Origin of the sequence: Winogradskyella aurantia, assembly GCF_002266855.1 — a bacterium.
In the GTDB taxonomy this organism is placed as follows: domain Bacteria; phylum Bacteroidota; class Bacteroidia; order Flavobacteriales; family Flavobacteriaceae; genus Winogradskyella; species Winogradskyella aurantia.
Genome location: NZ_NGJN01000002.1, coordinates 475,095 through 498,354, shown reverse-complemented (window position 1 = coordinate 498,354; position 23,260 = coordinate 475,095). Strand labels below are relative to the sequence as shown.

Genomic DNA, 23,260 nt, shown 5'->3' with positions numbered 1-23,260 from the left:
AAGAGATGCTTCAAGCGTTGAACTGACGATGTAAATGAGAAATTGATAAGTACAATTAACTGCCAATCGTGCCGACATCTTGTCCGGTACCATTGGTTATATAACACCACTAAAATGAAAACTAAATTACTCTACTTTTTTGCTCTACTAGTATTAATTTCCTCTTGTAAGACAGAGTCAAAATCCGATATTGAGGGTGAAAATAATGCTTTAGTTTACTACGGTGGTGATATCCTAACAATGGAAGGAGACTCACCAGAATATGTAGAAGCCTTAGTTGTTAAAGATGGAAAAATAACATTCGCAGGTAAATCTGATAAAGCTATGGGCCTAGCAGGTCCTGGCCATAAAATGATCGACTTAGAGGGTAAAACCTTATTACCAGGGTTTATAGACGGTCATGCGCATTTTGGGGCGTTTTCCTCTCAGGCCATCGGAGCACAGATATTACCACCCCCTGATGCCGGAGCCCGTAATATTCCAAAAATAATCGAAATATTAAAGGCCTGGAATACACCAGAAAACAGAGCCCTTACGGGTTGGATCTTTGGGCTAGGTTTTGATGATTCAGTTCTAGAAGAAAAGCGTTTCCCCACAAAATTCGATTTGGATCGAGTCTCCACTGAACACCCAGTAATGATTGTCCATATCTCTGGTCATTTCGCAGTGGTTAACTCTAAAGGACTAGAACTCTTAAATATCACCTCCGAAACTAAAGATCCAGAAGGTGGCATTATTCGAAGAACTGAAAACAATGAGCCTAATGGCGTTTTAGAAGAGCTGGCGGCAATACCCTATTTCGCCAAGGCTTTGACCCCAGTATCTGAAGAAGCGGCAAACAAGTTTTTCGAATCAGGTCAGGAAATGGCCTTGTCTTATGGTTATACAACCGCTCAGGATGGAAGATTGGTCGATCAAACCATGTACGTTAAGGCCGCCGAGGCAAATGCACTAAAATTGGATGTTGTTTCCTACATCGATTATATGGTAGTGGATGATTTAATGGCAACGAAGTGGAATAGCAAAAGTTATAACAATCATTATAGGATTGGGGGAATGAAAATCACCTTGGATGGCTCTCCACAAGGGAGAACGGCCTGGAGAACGGAACCTTATTTGTTAAGACCTGAGGGGACAGAAGAAGGTTATAAAGGTTATCCAGCATTCCCAAATGAGAATGATGTCATCGATCTGTTCAAGAAAGGATTTAAAAACAACTGGCAAGTCCTGACACATGGAAATGGTGACGCAGCTATAGATCAATTTATAAAAGCGACCAGAGCTGCTGCAGACGAATTTGGAAATGATGACCGACGGACGGTATTAATTCACGGGCAATATATTAGGGAAGATCAATTGGATTCATTAAAAACTTTAGATGTCATTGCCTCATTGTTCCCATTACACACATTTTATTGGGGTGATTGGCACACTCAAATTATCGGTGAGGAATTAGGCAATAAAATCAGTCCGGTTAGAACAGCACTAAATAAAGGTGTGAAAATTACAATCCATACAGATGCCCCGGTTGCACTACCAAATTTGATGAGAATGGTTGGTATTACTGTTGAACGAAAGTCACGCTCAGGAAAGGTTATAGGGGCAGAGGAAAAATTATCGCCTTATGAAGCACTACAGGCCATTACCATATGGTCTGCTTTTCAGCATTTTGAAGAAGATATAAAGGGTTCTTTGGAAGATGGAAAATTTGCAGATTTGGTAATCTTGGATAAGAATCCCTTAAAAGTTGAAGAGTCTGCCATCAAAAATATACAGGTCTTGGAAACCATTAAAGAAGGTAGAACTGTGTATAAGAAATGATTATTATCAGCAACGTATAACCTCATTGGGTATGGTAGTTCTCCTCACTCGTGACCCGAAATTTTTGATGCCTATGAGTCCTTCGTGTCTCTTTACTGTTTATGTGCTAAATTAGGTGCTGAAATACCCCACGACATTATAAACAAAAGTGTTGTGCTTTATTATAATCCACCGAAAATTAATGATTCAATTCTTATATAATCGAAACTCAATTATGCCTTTTCAAAATCAAAGCTCTATTAGGCTTTTGGTTGAGATAGTCGCTTGCGGGCATATCCAACCCACCAATTGAAACTATGATAAAATTTTTTAGACACATTCGACTTGAACTTATGGAAAAAAACAAAACCGGCAAATATTTGAAATATGCTATTGGTGAAATTGTACTTGTGGTTATTGGAATTTTAATTGCGTTATCGATTAATAATTGGAATGAAAATCAAAAAAATAAATCAAAAGAATTAAAAATTTTAAAGGAATTAAAAAGTGAATTGATTTCAAATAAATACAGATTATATGATAAAGCAGAATTTTTTAATAAGACAAAGCGTAACGGCAAGCTAGTTGAAAATCATCTCACTAATAGACTTGCCTATAATGACTCTTTACAGAGGTATTTTTCAATACCCTTAGATAATTTTTCTTTTCTTCTAGCATATTCCGCATACGAAAATCTCAAAAGTCAAGGGTTTGATAACATTACCAATGATAAACTAAGATTAAGCATAATTCGCTTATATGATGAAAAATTTGGACTAATTAAAGATCAGGAGATTAAAATGTCTAATATATTTACAACGACTAGTGTTCCCTTAACAATTAAATATTTTAGAACAACTTTATCAAAAGGACTCGTGCCCAATGATTATGACAAATTATTAAACACTTCAGAGTTTACTAATCTAATATCCCAATTGGCATATGCTTCTGGAGATTATGAGGCTATTTCTAAAAATACGGCTGTTGAAATAGACCGATTGTTGAAAGAAATAGAGGCTGAAATAAATAATAAAGAATAACTAGAGTTCAGCATTGTATCTAATTTATGGCAAGTTCTAGCCTACCCTTCGTTAAAATCACAGAACAGTCTTAAGAAAGTTGCTGGCGCAAATTCGCTACGTTCGTCTATATCTGGCTTTTATTTTCTAAATTGTTTGCTGAAACACGCAACGACACAAGACGCATTAAACGTTGAACTGATTGAGCCGACTATTAAAACTAGGAGATTTTTGTTCGTTATTTTGAAAAAATGACGGTAACAAAAACGAACTAAGGAAAATAATCAGCTTAGCTAAACCATACATCAAACAACACATGGTTAATGCCAAAACACACGAAATTGAATGAACAAAACACTATTTGAAATTTCTAAAATGGATTGTCCGTCGGAGGAAAACCTAATCCGAATAAAATTGGATAGAATTTCAAGTATTGCCAATTTAGACTTTGACATACCCAACCGAACATTGACCGTTTTTCACAGCGGAGAAATTGACCAGATAGAAAAGTCCGTTCTTGAACTGAATTTAGGCGCAAAGAAAATCTCGACTGAACAAACCGACCAAGCAGAATTTAAAGAAACAGCAAACCAGAAAAAACTACTTTGGACTGTTCTCGGCATAAATTTCGCCTTTTTTCTAATAGAAATGGCAACTGGAATAATTTCAAAATCTATGGGATTAGTTGCTGACAGTTTGGATATGCTTGCCGACTCGTTTGTTTACGGGATTAGCTTGCTTGCTGTTGGCGGTACGATAACAAAGAAAAAGCAGATTGCAAAACTTGCTGGATATTTTCAAATAACACTAGCTATTATTGGATTTGTAGAGGTTTTAAGACGATTTTTTGGAGATGAAAAACTGCCCGATTTTTCAACGATGATTGTCGTTTCGATTCTTGCGCTTATCGCAAACGGAATTTGTCTTTACATTTTACAAAAATCAAAGAGCAAAGAAGAGGCTCATATGAAAGCAAGTATGATTTTTACCTCAAATGATGTGATTATCAATTTAGGTGTTATAGTCGCTGGACTTTTGGTAAATTGGTTGAGTTCAAGCAAACCTGATTTGATTATCGGAACAATTGTTTTTGCTTTGGTAATTCAAGGTGCATTCAGAATATTGAAATTAAGTAAATAAATATTAAATACAATTATCAGCAACGGCGTCGGTTCATTACAGCTTAAATTGCTTGAGTTATTGCGTACTCAGTGCTCGTATTCTACAGAAAAACCCGAGGTCTTGAAGACTTTGATGAGGATACAGGACAGAACGTCTAGAAACATTCCAGTGAACTGTTTTAATGACAGGGTCAGCTTTACGCGTTAGCTATTAAAACTAAACATATGATAAAATTCTTTCGAAAAATACGCTACAATCTTATGGAAAAAAATAAAACCGGTAAGTATTTAAAATATGTAATTGGAGAAATTATCCTTGTAGTTATTGGAATTTTAATTGCTCTATGGATTAATAATTTGAACGAGCAAAGAAAACAAAACAACGAGTATCAAAGTATCCTAAAGACCGTTAAAAACGATATGATGATAGATACAATGAATATGGGCTTGATTATTCGTCGTTACAAGCAAAATGAAAGTAGTTTTCTATTAAGTATGAAAGATACAATTACTAAAGAGGAATATTTGGAATGTAAAAAATGTCCTATGATTTTATCAAGTTTTTCGCCGGTATTCCTACAAACAAATGGGATTAACAGAATTCAAGTATATAATAACAAAGATGAAAGCGAAAAGGATTCCCTCAATTTTAAAATACAAACATTTTATTCACAAGTTGTACCAAGCTTGGATAATGCTGTGACATCTACGACAGCCCTACTACAAGAATATACGCAATTATTTAGAGAATCAAAGCCTTGGTTTAAGAATTGGTATAAAGGTAAATATGATGATGATTTTTATGATTATGTATTGAATGATCCAATTTATAAAAATCGAGTGGCGCAATACTACACCTATATCTATAAGTATTACTTATTAGTTTTAAATGTTACAATAGAAGAAGAAGAAAAACTACTTCAATTAATTGATACAAGGCTGAAGCCTCAAAATAAATAACAAAAGTACCAAGCCGCATATAATTTATGGAGCCCTTCTTATCTACTTACGAAAATATTCGCGGATGTTTACTGCGCAAAGTCCGCTTTGTTAGTGCCTATTTAGTTTGTATTTGTTAAATTTAGTCTTTAAATCCAACACCAAGAGTCGCATTATGCGTTGAACTTACAAAGACAACCATTAAAATTAGGAGTTTATGACTCAGGTTTTTAAAAAATGGCATTAACAAAAACAATCTAATAAACAAAATCAGAAACGCTAAATCAAAGCCAAAACCATTAGTAGAAATTGATCAAAACAACGATAAATTATGACACAAAAATTTTATAGTGCAGTCATTTGGATTGGTCTACTTATGACAACTTATTTAGGCCATTCACAATCTAATTCTTCTGAAGAAAGGATCGATGGATATTGTGACCACATTGTAGTGACTATTCCCGGAGTTCATTTTGACTCTTTAATGAAAACATTAAAGTCTAATATTCCACGTTCTTTGGCAATTATGCCAGATAATTCTAAGGCATTTCTTATTCCATCCAAATCAATTCCCTACGTGGAATTTTGGAACTCCTCAACGAGCCTTTACACAGGTAGCCAAATTGCTTTGGGAAGTAAAGAAAAAGAAGCCATTCCTAAGGCTCAACGTTACTACGGCCATAAAGGCACAGCATACGGTGAATTACTGACTGTTGGTACCGAATTCGCTTCTGGTCACCCCTATGGAGGAAATTTCTTTGTTTCATATGGTCAAATAGGAATGTCAAATCCTAATGACTCTGTAGAAGTCGTACGGCTTAAAGAAACGCGCACGTTGACCCCCAAAACAAAAACGTCCATAAAAGATGATTATAGCTTTTTCAGAATAAGAATTGAAGAATATCCAGATTCATTTATAGCGACTGACACCAATGGAACCCTTATTAATACGAAGTTTGTAGAAAGCACCCCAGAAGCCATCCTAGGCCGAGGGATGGGACATGTATCCCTAGAATTTGAACTAGCAAAAGCCATCTACCAGGAACGAAAGGAATTTAAAATTGGAGATGATTTGAAAATTATTTTTGATGGAAATATCCTCATAATTATACTCTTACAATCCCAATATGAAAAATTTTGAACAAAATTAAAAGCCAATATTTTTAAAGTCTAAGGTAAAGTCCTACCTCCAGTCCCCTTTTCTCTTTTTAGTTTAGCCCGTACGTGTTGTATTGACAACTAAACCACAGACCTACATAGTGAGAACACGTAACAAAGACATCGACTATGAGAATTCTCTTTTTGGTTTTGATTATAGTATCCCTTATAGGGTGTAAGAATAAATCTGTACAGAAATTCAGAATTCCAGCTGAGTGGGAAGAACACGAAGCCATTTGGTTGAGTTGGGATGACTACAGGCAAGACAACAACCGCGTTATTGCTAATATAATTAATCAATTACACGGCAATGTAAAGGTAAAGGTCGCTTTTCCAAGTGATTCTACCAGGAAAGCCTCGTTTCAAATTTTAGATAGTTTAAATGTAGATACCTTATCCTTTGAAGCGCATATTTACCCAGAGGCTAATTCATGGATTCGGGATTACGGGGCGGTATTTGCACTTGACGGTACCAATCATCTGGCAATGGTTGATTTTGGGTGGAACCAATATGGCCGAGTAGATTGGAGTTATGCGCGCTGGCCAGAATGGTTTGGAGATAAGTATGATTCTATCAAAACGGCGGTTGAGAAATCGGACAGAGCAAGAATTGATAGTCTTATGGGGATAACAACACAAGCAAAACACAATAAGATAGACGTTTTTCTTGAGGGTGGCTCTTTTGAGTATAATGGAAATGGGGTGTTGATTCAATCTGAAGCGGTAACCCTTCAAAGAAATCCCGATAAGACAAAAGAAGAACTAGAAAAGGAGTTCAGCCGATTTGGAATTAAGAAAGTGATTTGGCTACCTCAGGGAGTTATTGAAGATGAGCATTTTGAAATGCTAATAGATAATAAATATATGGTCGGTGGTACGGGTGGACATACAGACGAGTTTGTGCGGTTTACTGATGAAAATACCATTCTATTGGCCTGGGTTGATGAGGATGAAATTGATGAACATCCCTTGAACCAATTAAATTATGACCGAATGTCCATAAATTATGAAATCCTTAAAAATGCAACAGATATAAATGGTAAATCATTCAATATTATAAAAATGCCCATACCAAGACCTGTAGAGACTCCGATTTCAATTATTGAACAATCGGACAGATCTAATAAAATGAATAACAAATTTGATATTGGGGATTTGCCGGAAGGTCATGCCTTATCCGTTGGAGATACCATACAAGGGATTGCTGCTGCGGGATATCTTAATTTTTTAGTCACTAATGGATTGGTACTCACTGCAACCTATGGTGAATACGGCTCGATGGATAAAGATGAGGAGGCAAAAACAATCTTTCAGAAGGTTTTTCCTAATAGAAAAATCGTAATGATTGATGTCTTGCCATTAAATAGCGTTTATGGTGGTGGTGGAATTCATTGCGTAACGATGCAAGAACCAAAAATATACTAATACAAACACTATATAGCACAATATAAAGATTTAAACTAATCATTGCAATTATTTAATTAAATTATTGAATATGAAATTATTAGCAACTACAGTTTTGTACTTATGTCTCATAATAATGTATGGACAAAATCTTAAACAAACCGATTCAGTAAAGAATAAAGTTGAGGCTGCCTATCAAGCTAAAATGGTCCAAACCTCAAGAATGAACATGGAATACATGGATTTTGGAGGAAAAGGAAATGCGCTAATCCATATACAAGGGATTCATAATGCCTCTGGTATGGAAAATAACCCAATGTACCACCAGAATTTTTTGGCATGGCGGGAGATTCTTACTGAGGCATCAAAATATTATCGTGTCTATGCTCCTATTTACAGAGGCTATGGTAACTCTGATATGGATGGTGATGATATTTACAAAGTAGAGAATATTGCCCAGGATATATTGGCATTTATGGATAAATTGAATATTGAAAGTGCTGTTTTTATTGGTAGAACCAATTCTCCACAAGTGATGTTTCATATTGCTGAAAATTATCCAAATAGAGTTGATGCCATGGTTGTGAGTGACAATAGTATGTACAAGGCTATGCCTATAGCCAATGAAGAGATAAGAGATTTCATGTACTATTGCTCATATGCTGCACTAGATTTAGGTGATCGCGCTCCCGATATTGTCATGCCTAGCTACGATTACGAACCAGAGTTTTACACAGATAAAACAAAAAAAATTGATATTCCACTTTACTGGCCCTACTCTGAACAAATGAATATCATAAAGATGAATTTGCAGTTATTGAATTACTTACAACCTGACAATTCGTTTATTCCTAATGATAAGGCTAAGAAATATTTCAATAACCTTTATGGGGACAAAGACCTACAAAAGAGGATTATAGACTATTATATAACAAACGATCCAACGCAAAATGTGATAGATGCTTTAAAACGCGCGTTTGGAACAAATTTAACCTTACAAAATATTGATGATATTGAGGGTGCGAATTTTATGGAGAAATTTAAAAAAGGTGATGAAATTATGATGACGTATTTAATGTCACTTAATGTTGACGATTAGTAAGTGTATTAAAATAAAATAAACAAAATGCCAACAATGGTTATATGTAATCATTTAGCCTCATCTACCCTACAATAAGCTCGGGACAGGCTTACTAAAATTACTGCATTCGTATCGTGCTTGAATTTTTTATCTGTGATTTATTTGCTAAATTAGAGATTTAAACAAAGAAGATATGTGACGCCGAAGGCGTTGAACTGTCCAAGACAACCATTTAAATCAGTAGATTTTTGTTAGGTATTTTAAAAAAATACGGTCAACAAAAAACGAAGGAATGAAAATAATCAGTTAAGCGAAACCATACACAAAACCTTTGTCTTTAAATTATTAATCTTATGTACTCATTGAATGGTCAAGTATTAAGATTGAAAAGGTGTTGTTTGCTAGAAATTATTAGTAAACCAATATTCATTGAATAATGCGCTATATATACCTTATCATTTGGTCCTTATTCACGATAGGCTTTTGCTACATCTTGAATAAACCCATAGGAAAACTGCCAGCTATTGGGAAAATTATCAGTCCATCGCATGGTTTCTGGAGGCTATTGGAAGGTGACCTTCCTCAATTGCCTGATGAGGTCATAAATGAACATTTAAAAGATGAAGTTACCGTGGTGTGGGATGAACACCTGATACCGCATATCTATGCCCAAAACGATGAAGACCTCTATTTTGTACAGGGCTACATAACGGCCAGTTTAAGACTTTGGCAAATGGACTTTCAAACTCGTGCTGCAGAGGGGAGGTTATCTGAGTTAGTCGGTGAAGCTGCTCTTGAATATGACCTACAAATGAGACGTAAGGGTATGGAATTAGGTACGAAAAAAATAATGGCTGCTACCATGCAAGTACCACAGGCCAAAATCTCCTACGAACAATACGCCAAAGGAGTAAATAGCTATTTGAATACCCTGAAAGAAAAAGACTGGCCCTTGGAGTATCGTCTTCTGGGCATGCAACCAGAGCCTTGGTCGGTATTTCGTACGTTGCGTATTGCCAATTTTATGGCAAATCGGCTGAATTCTCGCAATTATGATATTGAATATAGCAATTTTGTAAACGTTTTCAGCTATAATGATTGGAAATTGCTATTTGGGGGTTATGATACTGGTGAAGATCCAATCGTTAACGCTCCAGGAAGCTGGGATTTCAAACCTGTAGTACCTCAAAGTGTCGACTCGGATATCATGAGTGCACCATCTGATCTTGAAGAGGTTTATAAAGAACACCCCAAAAATGGATCGAACAACTGGGCGGTGGCTCCAGGGAGGTCAGCTACAAGACATGCAATTCTAGCGAGTGATCCACATTTAAGTCTAAGTCTTCCTCCTTTATATTTTATTACGCATTTAAAATCTCCGAAATTGAATTTTATTGGTTCCTTCATACCTGGCGTACCAGGACCAATTGGTGGTTTTAATGATAGTATTGCTTATGGTGGAACGAATTCAATGCGTGATCTAGTGGACTGGTACAAGGTTAAGTTCACGGATAATACCAAAACCAAAATCTTGGTTGATGGCAAGGCTATAGCTGTGACCGAAAAAATAGAAGAGATTAAAATTAAGGGAAGAAAATCCATTTTTGACACCATCTACTACTCTCCTTTTGGTGTAATTGCAAACCATAGTAAAATAAGTGCACACAATAATGAACACTGGGCCTACAGGTGGATAGGGCAAGATACTAGTAGGGTTGCAGTTGCTATTCTTGAGATGGCCCAGGCCAAAAATTGGCGAGATTTTGTATCAGCCAATGATAAATTCAATAACCCACACCTTAACTGGGCCTACGCCGATGCTCAGGGAAACATTGGTATGCGCGTGGCGGGAACCTACTTAGCGCGCCAAGAAAATGAGGGATTGTTCTTAAGAGACGGCACAAAAAGTGCAAATGTGTGGAAAAAATACATTCCGCTGGAACATACCATTCAGCAAATTAATCCCAAACGTGGTTTTGTGAGCAGTGCCAACCAATACCCTGCAGATTCCACTTATCCCTATATCGTAAGAGCCTTTGGATTTGAGAGTAAACGAAACAGGCGGATTAACCAAATTTTAGGTGCGGATTCTTCAATTACAGTAAAGGATATGATGCAACTTCAACTCGATAATTATAATACAGAAGCTTCTGAGAATTTAGAATATTTTTTAAAAGCATTGAATTACAATGATCTAAACAGTGAAGAGCAATCAGCATACGATGATTTAAGTATATGGAATTATATGTCAAACCCCGAGCTTAAAGCTCCTGCTTATTATCACGTGTGGCGAGACGCCATTCAGGATTTAGCATGGGATGAGTTAAACAGAGACTCCACCATAATGACTAAGCCTAGTCTTTACCGAACCCATAAACTGTTAAAGGAATACCCAGATTTAAAATGGTGGGATATAGACAGTACTGCCATAACCGAAAATGCTCCACTTCTCATTCGGGCAGCTTTCAAGCAAATGACTCAAGAAATAAACCAATGGCAATCTGAGAACCAAGATTTGGAATTGAATTGGGCAAATGTAAAAGGCACCCAATTTACTCATTTAACACAAATACCAGCGCTTAGCCAGGCAAATGTTTTCGTAGGTGGAGATGCAGGTATTGTGAATGCCATTGGAAGAGATTTTGGTCCGGCTTTCCGTATTGTTGTTGAGCTTGACCCCAATGGAGCAAAAGCTTGGGGAATGCTTCCCGGGGGGCAAAGTGGAAATCCTGGTAGTATGTGGTATACTAATTTTACCGAATTTTGGGCTAAAGGTGAGTACTTTAATCTCGACCTAGAATATACTAAGGATAAACCCAATTGCCTATCTGTAAGTCATTTTAAACCCGCTAAAAAATGAAAAAGTTCTTAACCTTTGTTTTAATCATCACTTTAGGTTACTTTTTGACAATCCTAGGACCATGGTATTTAATTGCCCTTGCTGGCTTTTTGGGCGGTTTGGCGTTAAAAAACCAATGGATTGGTTTTTTAATTGGTTTTTTAGCAGGGTTTTTCCTTTGGGTAGTACAGGTGTGGTTAATGACCAATGCTAGCAACAGTGATCTGCCTGAGCGCTTGGCACAACTTTTTGGTTTACCCAATACCTCATTATTAGTGATTTCTAGTGCCTTAGTTGGTGGGCTTGTTACCGGTTTTGGTGCTGTAACCGGTGTAAACTTGATTAAAACCTTAAAAAAATAAAGAATTAAAATCCATAAATGCGACAGTAACTAAAAATAAGTGCCGTACTATACCACAAAGACTACATAAATGAAATTAACAAAATACCTTTTACTTTCATTATTGTTAATCGGTTGCGAACCTTTAGACAAAAAAACCATTAACCAAAACATAGAAAAGAACAGTGATAAAATATTTGATAGTTTAGTTGAAATTAGAAGGGACTTTCACGAATATCCCGAACTGGCCGGAAATGAAAAAAGAACTTCCAAAATAATCACAGAATATTTATCAAATTTAGGATTAGAGGTTAAAACAGGCTTCGCAGGTTACAGCGTCGTTGGAATTTTAAAAGGTGGTAAAAAGGGAAAAAATATAGCTTGGCGCGCTGATATGGATGCCCTACCGAATAATTTTACGGACGATGTAAGATTTAAATCTAAAATTAACGGAGTTCAACACGGTTGCGGTCACGATGTCCATATGGCAATTGGACTTGGAATAGCTGAGGTATTAGCTAAAATCAAAGATTCAATTGAAGGCTCGATATATTTCATATTTCAATCGGAAGAAGAAACGTTCGTTGGTGCAAAAAATATAGTGAACAGTAGTTTATTTTCGAAAATGCATCTAGATGAAATTTATTCTTTGCACGTTACTCCCCTACCAGTTGGTCAAATAATGGTCAAACCTAACGAACTGTATGCCTATCAAAAACGAATTAAGATTACATTCAGTAATGATTTACTAAAAGATGATGCAAAAACGCTCTATGATAAAATAAGGAGTGCAGTTCTGCGAAAAAAGGAAGGTGTAAATCCTTGGGAAATTCCAAAATCTTTTGACTCCATGATTGGTATATCCAATCCAAATACTGTTTTCAAAGATTATCTGTTTATGGAGGAAAGTTTCATTATGGAGGAAGAAAATAATCAAATTCATCTGAAAGCCTATCTTTATGAAACAAATAAGTCTAACTTACCCTATATTTTACCCAAGATTGAGCAAATAATTAGTAATTCAGACTATAAAGATAAATACATCTCAACAGCATACATCCAAGAAAATCCAACTGTATTGAACAATGAAAAATTAACGGATAAAGCGATACAATTACTTAACAATAGTTGTGGTGATGAAACAGTTACTATGGGATATGGTCAAGTTCCATATTTTAATGATGACTTTTGCTACTTTCAACAAAAAATTCCTGGTGTATATTTTTTTTTAGGTGGGTCAAATCCAGAAAAAGGAATAGTTGCCATGAATCATGCACCTAACTTTAGAATTGACGAAGAATGTATTAGAATTGCCGTAAAAACTTTTTCATCCTTGATTTTGGAAAGAACTTATGAAGAATAAAGCATTGTTAACTGTAACGGGGATAATAAATGGTTTGATCACTACCAACCCTACGACAAACTTTAAAAAGGCTCAGGAAAATTACTGCACCAGTTTCGCCTCAGGACAGTCAGCCTTTATTACAACCAACTTATAATCAAAGCTATTATCGAGCCAAAACTCACACAGTTAATTAAATGTCAGTGGGCATTTAGGCGAGATAGCCAACTGTAGAACAACCAAATGACTAAATTAAACCATGATTAAAATCTTTAGAAAAATAAGATATGACCTTATGGAGAAAAATAAAATAGGACATTACCTCAAATATGCAATTGGAGAAATAGTGCTCGTTGTCATTGGAATTCTCATTGCTTTAAGCATTAATACATGGAATCAAAATCGATCAAATGCCAGGCTAGAACAAGAATTGCTTAACAACCTACTCAGTGATGTTAACATTGATATCTATAATTTAGAAAAACTCGACAGTATTACGTCGTTGGCTGCTCTGTCAAAACTTAGGCTTATGAGTTTTATTAATGGGGAAGAAATAGCTAGAGATAGTGTTTTTTATTATACATCACTTATAAACCCTTCTGATAATTTTATTCCCACAACCATTACCTATGACGAGATGAAAAATTCTGATGGTTTTAAAGTAATACGAAGTAGTATGCTAAGACGCGAGATTGCGAAGCTATATAACAATTACAAGGGCCTTGAAGATATTGATGACGTATATAAAGATTCAAGAGAAGTACTGCAATTAATTAGGATTGAGGACTTTGAAACTGCATCTTTATCAAAAATAGGTTCTGGTAATATTAGAGATCCTGATAAACTTATAGCTCAATTTACAACTAATAGACGGTTTATTAATGCCTTGGAAACAAATAGCGCTGTTGGTCGTAATTTAAAGTATAAAGAAACGCTCGAAGATGCCAAAAGGTTTAAAGAAATATTACAAGAATTTATTATCCGATAACTAAAACCACCATATAATCAATTTATGAAATTATTTAAACTCTTTTGCTTTGCTCTAGTTGTCACATTAGCTTGGTCTTGTAATGTTAAGGATACTGATAAGCAGGAAACTATAAATACAGAGCACCAAGAATTCGATCAGTTTTTCCAAAATATCGAAAATTTTAGTGGCAATATTTTAGTTGCTGTTGAAGGAGAAACTATTTATTCTAAAAGCATTGGGTATGCCAATAGAGAATTATCAGTAAAAAACACCTTAGACACAAAGTTTAGAATAGGGTCCATTTCTAAGCCCATTACAGCACTTGCTGTTATGATTCTTGAAGAGCAGGGTTTGCTCAAAACTGAAGACAAACTTTCCGCTTATATTTCAGGATTGCCTTCAGCTTGGGAAACTATTACGGTTCACCAATTACTAACCCATACATCGGGCTTAGGGCATCTCACTGATTTTAATGAGACTAAAGAACTTTTATTGATGCCGACTTCAATGGAAGATGCATTTAAGATATTTAAGAAATTGCCTTTAGTAAATAGTTCTGGAAACAACTTCCACTATAGTGGCATTGGTTATGTTGTGCTTACAATTCTTATAGAAAAAGTAAGTAACACGCCCTATGACATTTTTGTACAGGAAGAGATTTTTAAAAAATTGCAAATGATTAATTCTGAGGGAGATGACCCAAATAAATTAGTACTTAACAGAGCAGATGGCTATAAGATAAATTCTGAAGGAGTAGTTGAGAATGCAGATTTTAATTACATGCCAGCTAAAAGAGGTGCTGGTGATATGATTTCAACAGTAGGAGATCTTCTAAAATTTGAGAAAGCGTTTTCTACTAATGTTCTATTAACAGAGAAAACATTAAATAAAATGATTACGCCTTACACGACGGATTTAGATATAGGTAATCACGTTAAGTACGGCTATGGTTTGGATATTGTTAAAAATGACTCAATTAATATGATATTTCATACTGGTGGCGCACCAGGATTTGAGGCACTATTTTGTTTGTATCCAGAGAAAGGCATCGTTATTATAGCATGCGCCAATATAAGACCTAAAAATCGCCTTTGGAGAACTGATTTTCCTGAACTTGTGTATAGCAAATTATCAAAGATAAGATAAACAACACTAAAACGACGGTTTATCACGATCGTTGCTTTGCTTTATAATTACCAACAGCTAACCAATGCCAATATTATGTGAGCTAAAATTTTCAAAGTAAATCAATTGTCCTACTTGTCAGACCAAGAATAAACTGCGACAGCGGATAGACATTTAGACGGGATACCCGCTTCCGAACCAACTAAATATTTAAATTAGAGAATGATTAAAATCTTAAGAATATCGAGACTTAATTTTTTGAAATAAAGTCAAATATCTCGAGGATATTTAGTTGATATAGCCTCTTTCGGGCATAACCGAACCATCTATAGAAGGAATGACAAAGTTCTTTAGAAAGTTTAGATACGAACTTATGGAAAAAAAAACATAACTGGAAAGCCTGCCTACCAGACAGGAAGGTAATTGAAATATGCCATTGGCGAAATTGTACTAGTTGTTATTGGGATTTTAATTGCCTTACAAATCAATGAATGGAACAATGAACGCAATAGAAAAAAAACTGAAAAAATTATAATAGAGCAACTTAAAGCTGATCTTAAAAAATCAATAACTGAATTAGAAGAGGTTAAGGTGTTCTCTAATGAAAGTGCCAGAGCAAGCGCCATCGTATGCCATGCATTCTGGAAAGAAGGGACACCACATGACAGCATATACAAATATTTACGTAGACCACGCGGTAACACTGTGGCTAGCCCTACATTTGGAACCTCAAGATCTCTTGTGAATTCAGGAAATATTACCTTACTAAAGTCGAACATATTAAAAACAACATAATCGCTTATGTTAAAGACGTTGACGATTTGCTGAAGGATTTAAGTCGTTATGAAGAAACATATTACAGAAACGCACAACTATTATTATCTGAAATTGAAGAATTTGGGAATCTACTGTCGGATGAAGATGTTAAAAAGCGTTTAGAATTCGACGATTTTGCAACCTCCGAGACAACACGAACCGACGACTATCTTCCTGTACCAAATAGAATTGAAAAGATACCTTTTAAAAGAGATTTAAATCAATTATTTCAAAATTATAAGGTATACACAAGGCCTATAATTATTTTCTCATAGCACACAAAAGAAGCACTGATAGATATAATGATATACTAGAGGTCATCTATGAGCTTTTAGATAAACTTGAAAAGGTTAGGGATTAAAAATAATGATTAAATTTTTTAGACCATTCGAACTCAATTTTGCCTTTGTTAAATCATCGCTCTTACAGAGCTTTGTTGCTAACAGAGGAACGAACGTTTAGAAAGAGTTCAGTGGACTGTTTTAGTGATAGGGCCAACTTGCCGCGTTTGTTATAAAACTAGAAATATGATAAATTTATTAAACAAGTTACCCAAATTTAAACAGAGTTGCTTTACTAGTAGGTGCTTTGCGTTGTAATTATGCATTCTCTCCAAAGCTACTTATCACTATTATCTGATATTTGCTATTGAGACATTGTTCATTGCACAAATAGTCTAACTTTTAACATTACCTCTCTAAAATAACGTTCGGTGTACATATATTTCAGGTGGCACTATTATTAGACCTCAGATGCACATCCATTTGAGGAAATGCAATTATTATGTTATTATCCGTAAAATTCTTATTAATAGATCTTCGTATGTCACTTTTCATTTTTCCAATTCTAAAAATGTTTGAAGTAAAAAATAAAAGCTGAAAATCTAATGAAGAGCTACCGAAATTTAACAAACGTGCTTCTATCAATCTCTTATTGTGAATGTCAGGATGTTCAAAAGCACTTTTTTCTAAAGTTGTAATCACAAAATCAACATCGCTTCCATAGGCTACACCAACATGGATTTTAAAACGGGTTTGATGTGACTGATGACTCCAATTAATTACCTTACTCGTAGTAATCAAAGAATTTGGGATGATAATAGAAATATCATCCCTGTTCATTGCCTTTGACGTTCTTAAACCTATACTTTCAATTATGACGACATCATTGTCAATTTCCAAAACATCCCCTACTTCTATAGATCGTTCTGAAAGCAATATTATACCAGAGACCACATCGTTAAAGGTTTGCTGGAGCCCCAAACCTATACCCACTAATAGTGCGGCTGAACCTGCTATTAACAAGGTGACCTTAATACCAATGGATTCCAATACTAGTGCAATGGCTATAATCCAAACCACATATTTAATGATTTTCAATAACGCATAAGTGCTACCTGTATCTATTTTACTAGACTTGTTTTTACGAAAAAAAACTTTTTTAAGTCCCCATAGTATTAATTTGGTTATAACTACGATTATTAAAATACTAACCAGTTGAGAAACTTTAAGTGAATAAGACCTAAAGGTAAAGATTTCAGATTCTAAAATTTGATTGAATGTTTCCATTGGAAATATATACAAACGCATCTAAGTATTATATTTTGCGCTTTTCTTAAGGTAACTATAATAAAATAGCTTTAGATCTAATTCTGAGTATTTCTGCAATATCTATTTTAATAAACCTCTAAAAATGAACAGAGCCTAAACACGAAGGGCTTATTTTAAATAACTAAGGAAATAATATGGGTTATATTGTAGGATATAATGAAAGGAATAATAGGTGCTTTCTAAGTTCATAAGAAGTAAAATAGGATTTATACTACACATGGTCTTCTTTTTTGCTATTTTTACGAAAGCCCACGTCTTTTGCCTGGTACTTGACGGAAAAAATAATAACGCCAAACAGGTCACATAATAAGCCATAGCAAAACCTTAACATCAGTTCAAATACCGAAAAACATGAGAATAATAGTCACTATCTTCTTAATTACGTTTCTAAGTTCCTGCTCAAGCCATGAACCAGCAGATCAAGCTCAAGATAATATTGAATTTACTAAGAGATTTTTTACTGAAGTTTATAATCAAGACAAGATTGATTTAATTGATGAGCTTTTTGTTGAGGACTACAATCATATTACCACGGCGGGAGATACTTTTACGGGAACAGATAAGGTCAAATCACTTGTTAAAAGCATAAAGTCGATATTTCCGAATTTAAAATTAGAAATAACTGAAGCCGTAGCTGATAACGAAAAAGCAATGTTTTTAATTTCTATTACCTCAGATTTACCCAAAATGGCGAATCCAGAATCAAAGGCTAAGAAAATTTCATTTACTGAAACTTATATCTTTTGGGTTAAAGATGGTTACATCTATAAAGGTAGAACATCAGGAGCCCATTTACCCATGATTAAACAACTGTCGGGATTTGAAGGAACAATGCAAGAGATTATTATGATATTGTCAAAGGAAAAAGGAAGCGGAGAAACTGAGTTATAAAACACCTATTAATATTAATATTGATATTAATTTATTTCTAGTAATCGCTTAATTACAAATATCTTACCGAGCTTTATCCTTACCAATTACTGTTTTTTAACACTGCTAAATGTTCTACCTACAGTCAGTCAAATTAGGTATTTAAAGCACGTGAGGCAGCACAAAGGCTGAACTATGAAACCAAACATATACAGGTGTTTTGTGCAACAATTAAGACCCTAAGACAAGTAATCGATAGCTAGTACAATTAAGAAATAAACGAGCCTGACTAAATCAGTTTCAAGCAAAAAATGGAATTAAACAGAAAACACAAGATTGAGTTATTCTTAGTCATTTCATAAACTTGCCCTTTAATTTGTACAAGAAATACGACCTAGAACCCTAGTGCAATTTATAGGAGTTCTGATCTTGTATTATATAAATCCAATTAATAACACATAGTTTAAATGTTAGATTCAACTAGGCTAATTTATTGCTATATAATTTAGTACCTTATACTAGTCCAAATAGCGTTATAATTAAGCTTAGAGTTGTGAATCTTTATTAAAACCAAATTTTGAGGTCATGAAAAAAAAGTTATTTATTTATTTTCACAAGTTGCGTGAACAATTGTGGTTTAGACCTTTACTTTTCTGTTTGGTCTCTATTGCTGCGGCCTTATTTGCCCACCAAGCGGATGGGACCAAATTGGACACACTAGTTCCTGACATAAAAACAGAATCGATTAAAGGTTTACTAGATACCATCTCCTCTAGTATGTTGGTGATCTCAATATTTGCAGTTGGATCGATGTTATCGGCATTTGCTTCAGCGAGCAATACAGCTACCCCGAGGTCTTTCAAGATAGTAGTAACAGATGATATGTCACAAAATGCACTATCGGTTTTTATAGGGTCCTTCATATTTAGTATCGTGGCTACCGTAGCATTGGACAATGGGTTTTACGGTAAGTCTGGCGTATTTATTCTTTTTTTATTCACGTTAATCTTATTTGCACTGGTTATTCTCACCTTCTTAAGATGGGTTAACAGTGTTTCAAGATTAGGACGATTAGAACACACCATATCGCAGGTGGAATCGGTCGCGGCTAAGTCATTAGCCTCACATATTAAGTCACCGTTCTCAAATGCTCTTCCAATTGTGAACCCACTTTCAGACGCACAATCAGTTCTTAGTAATTCTGTTGGCTATGTGCAACACATAGATATGGCAGCTCTACAAGAATTAGCTGAAGAGAGCAATTTAAAAATTCAACTTAATTGTCTTCCAGGTGATTTTATCCATGAAAATTTTGAGGTAATAGCCTTTCTGAAACATAAGGATTTAGACTTAGATGAGATAAAACAAAAGATTAATAATGCTATTCATGTCGGAGATACGAGATGGTTTGAAGAAGACCCTCGATTTGGATTTATTGCATTATCGGAAATTGCAAGTAAAGCCTTATCCCCTGGTATTAATGATCCAGGTACCGCCATTCAAATCATTGGTAGTCATGAACGATTGTTTTTTTTATGGAATGAAAGTATTGCAGATACCAAAGAAAATAATGTCCGCTACGACCGCATAACCGTTCCCAAAATTTCCATGATAGATTTTTTTGATGATGCTTTTCGGCCTATTGCTAGAGATGGTGGCGGTAATATTGAAGTTATGTTACGATTACAAAAGGTATTTAAATCAATAGAAACGATAAGTCATGAGGATATCAAAAAATTAGCTACCCTATATTCAAAGAAGGCCTACGATAGAGCAGAACTATCCATGACATTTAAACCCGATTTAGATTTATTGAAAAATGAATCCTTATTTTTTCATAGAGCAACCAGAAAATAGGATATTACAATCTGTTTAGACATAATTTTTCTTTTTACAAGTAATATTTAGCTCTTTAAAATATTTTGCAATTACTTGATGGATGGAATTTTTATTTGCTTTTATTTTTTAAATTAGCAGTTTATATGCTCATCCTTAATGGGTTGAGGCATTTGTAATTAATAAATAAAGACAATTGAATTGAAAGTTGTTTTTGTCCTTAGTGTCAAGACCGGTTAAGATTAACCTAGGTTACTGATACATATAAAAAATTGACCAAGCGATTAACATGTATGTTACACTTAAAACCTAGGCAGGTGCCAATTTTGAAAATGGCATCTACGAAACTTTTATTAATAATTTTCTTCCCTGCAATAATGATTCTTTTGGCGATTGCGGTAATTAGCATTTTATTTGACATCCCTATACCAACATTTACGCGCGATACAACAACTGTAGCAGGTATTCACCCAATATCTGGGTTCCTTTCAAATTTGGGGATTTTATTATGGTGTATTGCTGGTACAACATGTGCTATTGTAGCGTATATACTTAAACATTTAGAACTAAGAGAAAAATACTTATTTCTTCTTTCTTCTGCGTTTTTATCCGCTTATTTGATGATTGACGATTTATTTCAAATTCACGAATACTTTAGTTTTCAAATTGGATTAAGTGATACTATAACAATCACACTATTGGGTATTGCTGTATTGATTTATATGGTACAGTTTAGACATATTATAATGCAAACAGATATTCTCCTTTTTTTGTTAGCACTTTCATTGCTTTCATCTTCTGTTTTTGTAGATACCATTGCAGAACAATTCTTGACAAACCAGCTCGGTGATTGGGAATATTTTATTGAAGATGGAATTAAATGGATAGGGATTGTGTGTTGGTGCAGTTATTATGTTAAGACATCTATTTGTTTTGTAAAGGACACTGCCTTACTCCCAAATACTATGTCTCAGGAATAATAAGAAAAGTTCATTTTAACCTTCTACTCTGCCAGTTTATAGTTGTATTCAAACAGGAAATCTTTCGCCAACTACTTTTTTTGGGTAAACTTGGGTTATTCGTAGCTTTTTATAGTAAACCCAAAAGTTAAAAACCTATCAACGCGCTTTTGACTTTGTATTACGATACTCTCAAAGGTATGGATGTAGTTTATTTTAAAGTTCAGATACTTCCAAATGGGTAATTCTAAACCTATATCTGCCTGCCAACGAAAATTATTACTTTGTTCAAGAGACGGCTGAAAATAACTTTCATGACTTAGGATGAGCTTTTTTTTAAACAAATGGTACTTCCCATTCAACCATACCGTTCCGCGAATTGTATTTAGGGACTCTTGTCCATCATACTCCGAAATATTAAAATCGGTCTCGTCAAAGTAGGTTTGTTCATATTCACTTGAAACGGCGAGTTTTAGCCAGTTATCATCCTTTTTAAAGATTTCAAAAGTAACCCCACCTCCTACTAGATAACGCAAATCAATCTCTCTTCGAAAATTTGTACTGATAAAGCCCAATACTAGAGGATAAATTTTTCGGTCAGGATTTAGATATAAAAAGTTAAGACTCAAAATGTCCTCATCGGCCTTTTCTTTGCCGAACTCTTGGTATATGTAGGAGTTTTTGGTTTTGTAAACCCAATTCTTTAATGGTTTAAAGCTCATATCCGATTTTGCCCTAAAGATTAAGGTCTCTACATTTCCTCCTTGATAAAATCCAGTTAACGAGAGATTGGCTTTGAAACTTAGCGTGTCGCTTTCGTTTATTTGCGCCGAAAGCCATATTGGAAAAAATAAGAAACAATATAGAATGGTTTTCATTTTATCGCGCTATAAGATTTCTGTTTTTTGAAAGGCGCAAATATATCCATTTATGGACTATTTCCTATTATAAAACTGGAGATATTAGGCTTTAAATCTATTGAGATAGCAGCAAACAGTGATAAAACGACATACCCTCTATTAGTCAAAAACCCTTCTTCAAATCAACACTATTTTGAATTAATAAAAGCTAACCTTTGAAGTAAAACTACTACATTTTTCCTATATTTATATAAACTAGAATACCTCAAAAAACAAGATTCCTTGAGACCGGATTGGCTTTAATGCAATGACAGATAAAACAAAAGGGTTAGACAATTATTTGGAAAGCCATTACATTCATAGAAGTAATTGGTTAAGGGCTGCTGTCCTTGGTGCAAATGACGGCATTTTATCTACCGCAAGTATCGCAATTGGTGTCGCTGCTGCAAGTGATACGCGCGAACCCATTATATTAGCAACTCTAGCAGGACTTGTTGCTGGTGCTTTGTCCATGGCCGCAGGCGAGTATGTTTCGGTAAGTTCTCAAACAGATGTAGAAAAGGCCGACATAGAACGCGAAAAGCAAGAGCTTAATGAAATGCCTGAGTTAGAACTACAGAGACTTACAGAGATATTTGAACTACGGGGCTTAAAAAAAGAAACTGCATTAACTGTAGCAAAGGAATTAACGGAACACGATGCTTTAGGAACTCATATTAGGGAAGAATTGGGTATTAATGAAATTAGTCAAGCCAAACCTATGCAAGCTGCTTTTGCTTCTGGCTCTGCCTTTACCGTCGGAGGGTTACTGCCTTTTATAGTTGCAATGTTTCTTCCCCTAAACAGCATAGAATATGCGCTCTATGGTTTCGCGCTGTTTTTTTTAATCCTTTTAGGTGCATTGGCGGCTAAAGCAGGTGGTTCAAGTATCAGAAAAGCGGTTGTCAGAATTGTATTTTGGGGTACTGTAGCCATGGGCTTAACAGCATTGGTTGGGTATTTATTTAATGTCAACATTGCATAAAAAAGAAAATAAAAATTACTTTAAGTATCATTTGCCTTGTGTTTCGTAAAATTTTAATATGTTATTCCCACTTCGTATTAATTATAGGAAATCGAGAAAGCGATTAACCCAGCAGCTCTCCAAGGTATTATTTTGTGGTGACCGAAT

20 protein-coding genes are annotated in these 23,260 nt (G+C 34.9%); 18 read left to right on the top strand and 2 right to left on the bottom strand.

Annotation, left to right across the window (positions count from 1 at the left end; translation table 11 throughout):
- Nucleotides 1–114 precede the first annotated feature (114 nt).
- The 14 genes from CA834_RS05640 (at nt 115) to CA834_RS05575 (ending at nt 16,229) form a co-directional block, all read left to right on the top strand.
- Nucleotides 115–1,821: an amidohydrolase gene (locus CA834_RS05640; protein ID WP_094967691.1), complete on the top strand. Its 1,707-nt coding sequence runs from the start codon at nt 115–117 to the stop codon at nt 1,819–1,821.
- Between the two features lie 332 nt (nt 1,822–2,153).
- Entirely contained in the window at nt 2,154–2,840 is a 687-nt protein-coding gene (locus CA834_RS05635; RefSeq protein ID WP_165764747.1) for a DUF6090 family protein, read from the top strand.
- A 324-nt stretch (nt 2,841–3,164) separates the two neighbouring features.
- Nucleotides 3,165–3,959 carry a cation transporter gene (locus tag CA834_RS05630; protein ID WP_094967689.1) on the top strand — a complete coding sequence of 265 codons (795 nt, stop codon included), beginning with the start codon at nt 3,165–3,167 and terminating at the stop codon, nt 3,957–3,959.
- 242 nt (nt 3,960–4,201) lie between these two features.
- Nucleotides 4,202–4,900, top strand: a complete 699-nt coding sequence (locus tag CA834_RS05625; protein ID WP_206186852.1) for a DUF6090 family protein — start codon at nt 4,202–4,204, stop codon at nt 4,898–4,900.
- A 310-nt stretch (nt 4,901–5,210) separates the two neighbouring features.
- Entirely contained in the window at nt 5,211–6,020 is an 810-nt protein-coding gene (locus CA834_RS05620; protein WP_094967687.1) for a hypothetical protein, read from the top strand.
- 146 nt (nt 6,021–6,166) lie between these two features.
- A complete protein-coding gene (locus CA834_RS05615; RefSeq protein ID WP_094967686.1) occupies nt 6,167–7,462 on the top strand; it encodes an agmatine deiminase family protein in 1,296 nt (431 codons plus the stop codon).
- A 70-nt stretch (nt 7,463–7,532) separates the two neighbouring features.
- Entirely contained in the window at nt 7,533–8,540 is a 1,008-nt protein-coding gene (locus tag CA834_RS05610) for an alpha/beta fold hydrolase (protein WP_094967685.1), read from the top strand.
- Nucleotides 8,541–8,958: 418 nt separating this feature from the next.
- Nucleotides 8,959–11,382 carry a penicillin acylase family protein gene (locus CA834_RS05605; RefSeq protein WP_094967684.1) on the top strand — a complete coding sequence of 808 codons (2,424 nt, stop codon included), beginning with the start codon at nt 8,959–8,961 and terminating at the stop codon, nt 11,380–11,382.
- Entirely contained in the window at nt 11,379–11,723 is a 345-nt protein-coding gene (locus CA834_RS05600; RefSeq protein WP_094967683.1) for a hypothetical protein, read from the top strand. The genes CA834_RS05605 and CA834_RS05600 overlap by 4 nt, the downstream gene beginning before the upstream one ends.
- 69 nt (nt 11,724–11,792) lie before the next feature.
- Nucleotides 11,793–13,064 carry an amidohydrolase gene (locus CA834_RS05595; protein ID WP_094967682.1) on the top strand — a complete coding sequence of 424 codons (1,272 nt, stop codon included), beginning with the start codon at nt 11,793–11,795 and terminating at the stop codon, nt 13,062–13,064.
- Between the two features lie 238 nt (nt 13,065–13,302).
- Complete coding sequence (locus tag CA834_RS05590; RefSeq protein ID WP_133085455.1) at nt 13,303–14,031, top strand: DUF6090 family protein; 729 nt, start codon at nt 13,303–13,305, stop codon at nt 14,029–14,031.
- Between the two features lie 24 nt (nt 14,032–14,055).
- The gene (locus tag CA834_RS05585; RefSeq protein WP_094967680.1) at nt 14,056–15,159 is read left to right on the top strand and encodes a serine hydrolase domain-containing protein; all 1,104 of its coding nucleotides are present in this window, start codon (nt 14,056–14,058) and stop codon (nt 15,157–15,159) included.
- A gap of 402 nt (nt 15,160–15,561) precedes the next feature.
- Nucleotides 15,562–15,933 (top strand): DUF6090 family protein, encoded by a 372-nt coding sequence (locus CA834_RS05580; RefSeq protein ID WP_094967679.1) that lies wholly within the window; start codon nt 15,562–15,564, stop codon nt 15,931–15,933.
- A gap of 26 nt (nt 15,934–15,959) precedes the next feature.
- On the top strand, nt 15,960–16,229 hold the full coding sequence (locus tag CA834_RS05575) for a hypothetical protein (protein WP_094967678.1): 270 nt from the start codon (nt 15,960–15,962) through the stop codon (nt 16,227–16,229).
- Nucleotides 16,230–16,679: 450 nt separating this feature from the next.
- Here CA834_RS05575 and CA834_RS05570 read toward each other — a convergent pair whose 3' ends face one another.
- The gene (locus tag CA834_RS05570; RefSeq protein WP_094967677.1) at nt 16,680–17,522 is read right to left on the bottom strand and encodes a mechanosensitive ion channel family protein; all 843 of its coding nucleotides are present in this window, start codon (nt 17,520–17,522) and stop codon (nt 16,680–16,682) included.
- 393 nt (nt 17,523–17,915) lie between these two features.
- On the opposite strand from CA834_RS05570, the gene CA834_RS05565 reads away from it, so the two are divergent.
- The 3 genes from CA834_RS05565 to CA834_RS05555 all read left to right on the top strand — a co-directional run bounded on the left by CA834_RS05565 (nt 17,916) and on the right by CA834_RS05555 (nt 21,250).
- Nucleotides 17,916–18,455 (top strand): ester cyclase, encoded by a 540-nt coding sequence (locus CA834_RS05565; protein ID WP_094967676.1) that lies wholly within the window; start codon nt 17,916–17,918, stop codon nt 18,453–18,455.
- A gap of 564 nt (nt 18,456–19,019) precedes the next feature.
- Nucleotides 19,020–20,291, top strand: a complete 1,272-nt coding sequence (locus CA834_RS05560; RefSeq protein ID WP_094967675.1) for a DUF2254 domain-containing protein — start codon at nt 19,020–19,022, stop codon at nt 20,289–20,291.
- A gap of 311 nt (nt 20,292–20,602) precedes the next feature.
- The gene (locus tag CA834_RS05555; RefSeq protein ID WP_133085454.1) at nt 20,603–21,250 is read left to right on the top strand and encodes a hypothetical protein; all 648 of its coding nucleotides are present in this window, start codon (nt 20,603–20,605) and stop codon (nt 21,248–21,250) included.
- Nucleotides 21,251–21,345: 95 nt separating this feature from the next.
- Here CA834_RS05555 and CA834_RS05550 read toward each other — a convergent pair whose 3' ends face one another.
- Nucleotides 21,346–22,107 (bottom strand): DUF481 domain-containing protein, encoded by a 762-nt coding sequence (locus CA834_RS05550; protein ID WP_094967673.1) that lies wholly within the window; start codon nt 22,105–22,107, stop codon nt 21,346–21,348.
- Between the two features lie 289 nt (nt 22,108–22,396).
- On the opposite strand from CA834_RS05550, the gene CA834_RS05545 reads away from it, so the two are divergent.
- Complete coding sequence (locus CA834_RS05545) at nt 22,397–23,113, top strand: VIT1/CCC1 transporter family protein (RefSeq protein ID WP_094967672.1); 717 nt, start codon at nt 22,397–22,399, stop codon at nt 23,111–23,113.
- Nucleotides 23,114–23,260: the final 147 nt, after the last annotated feature.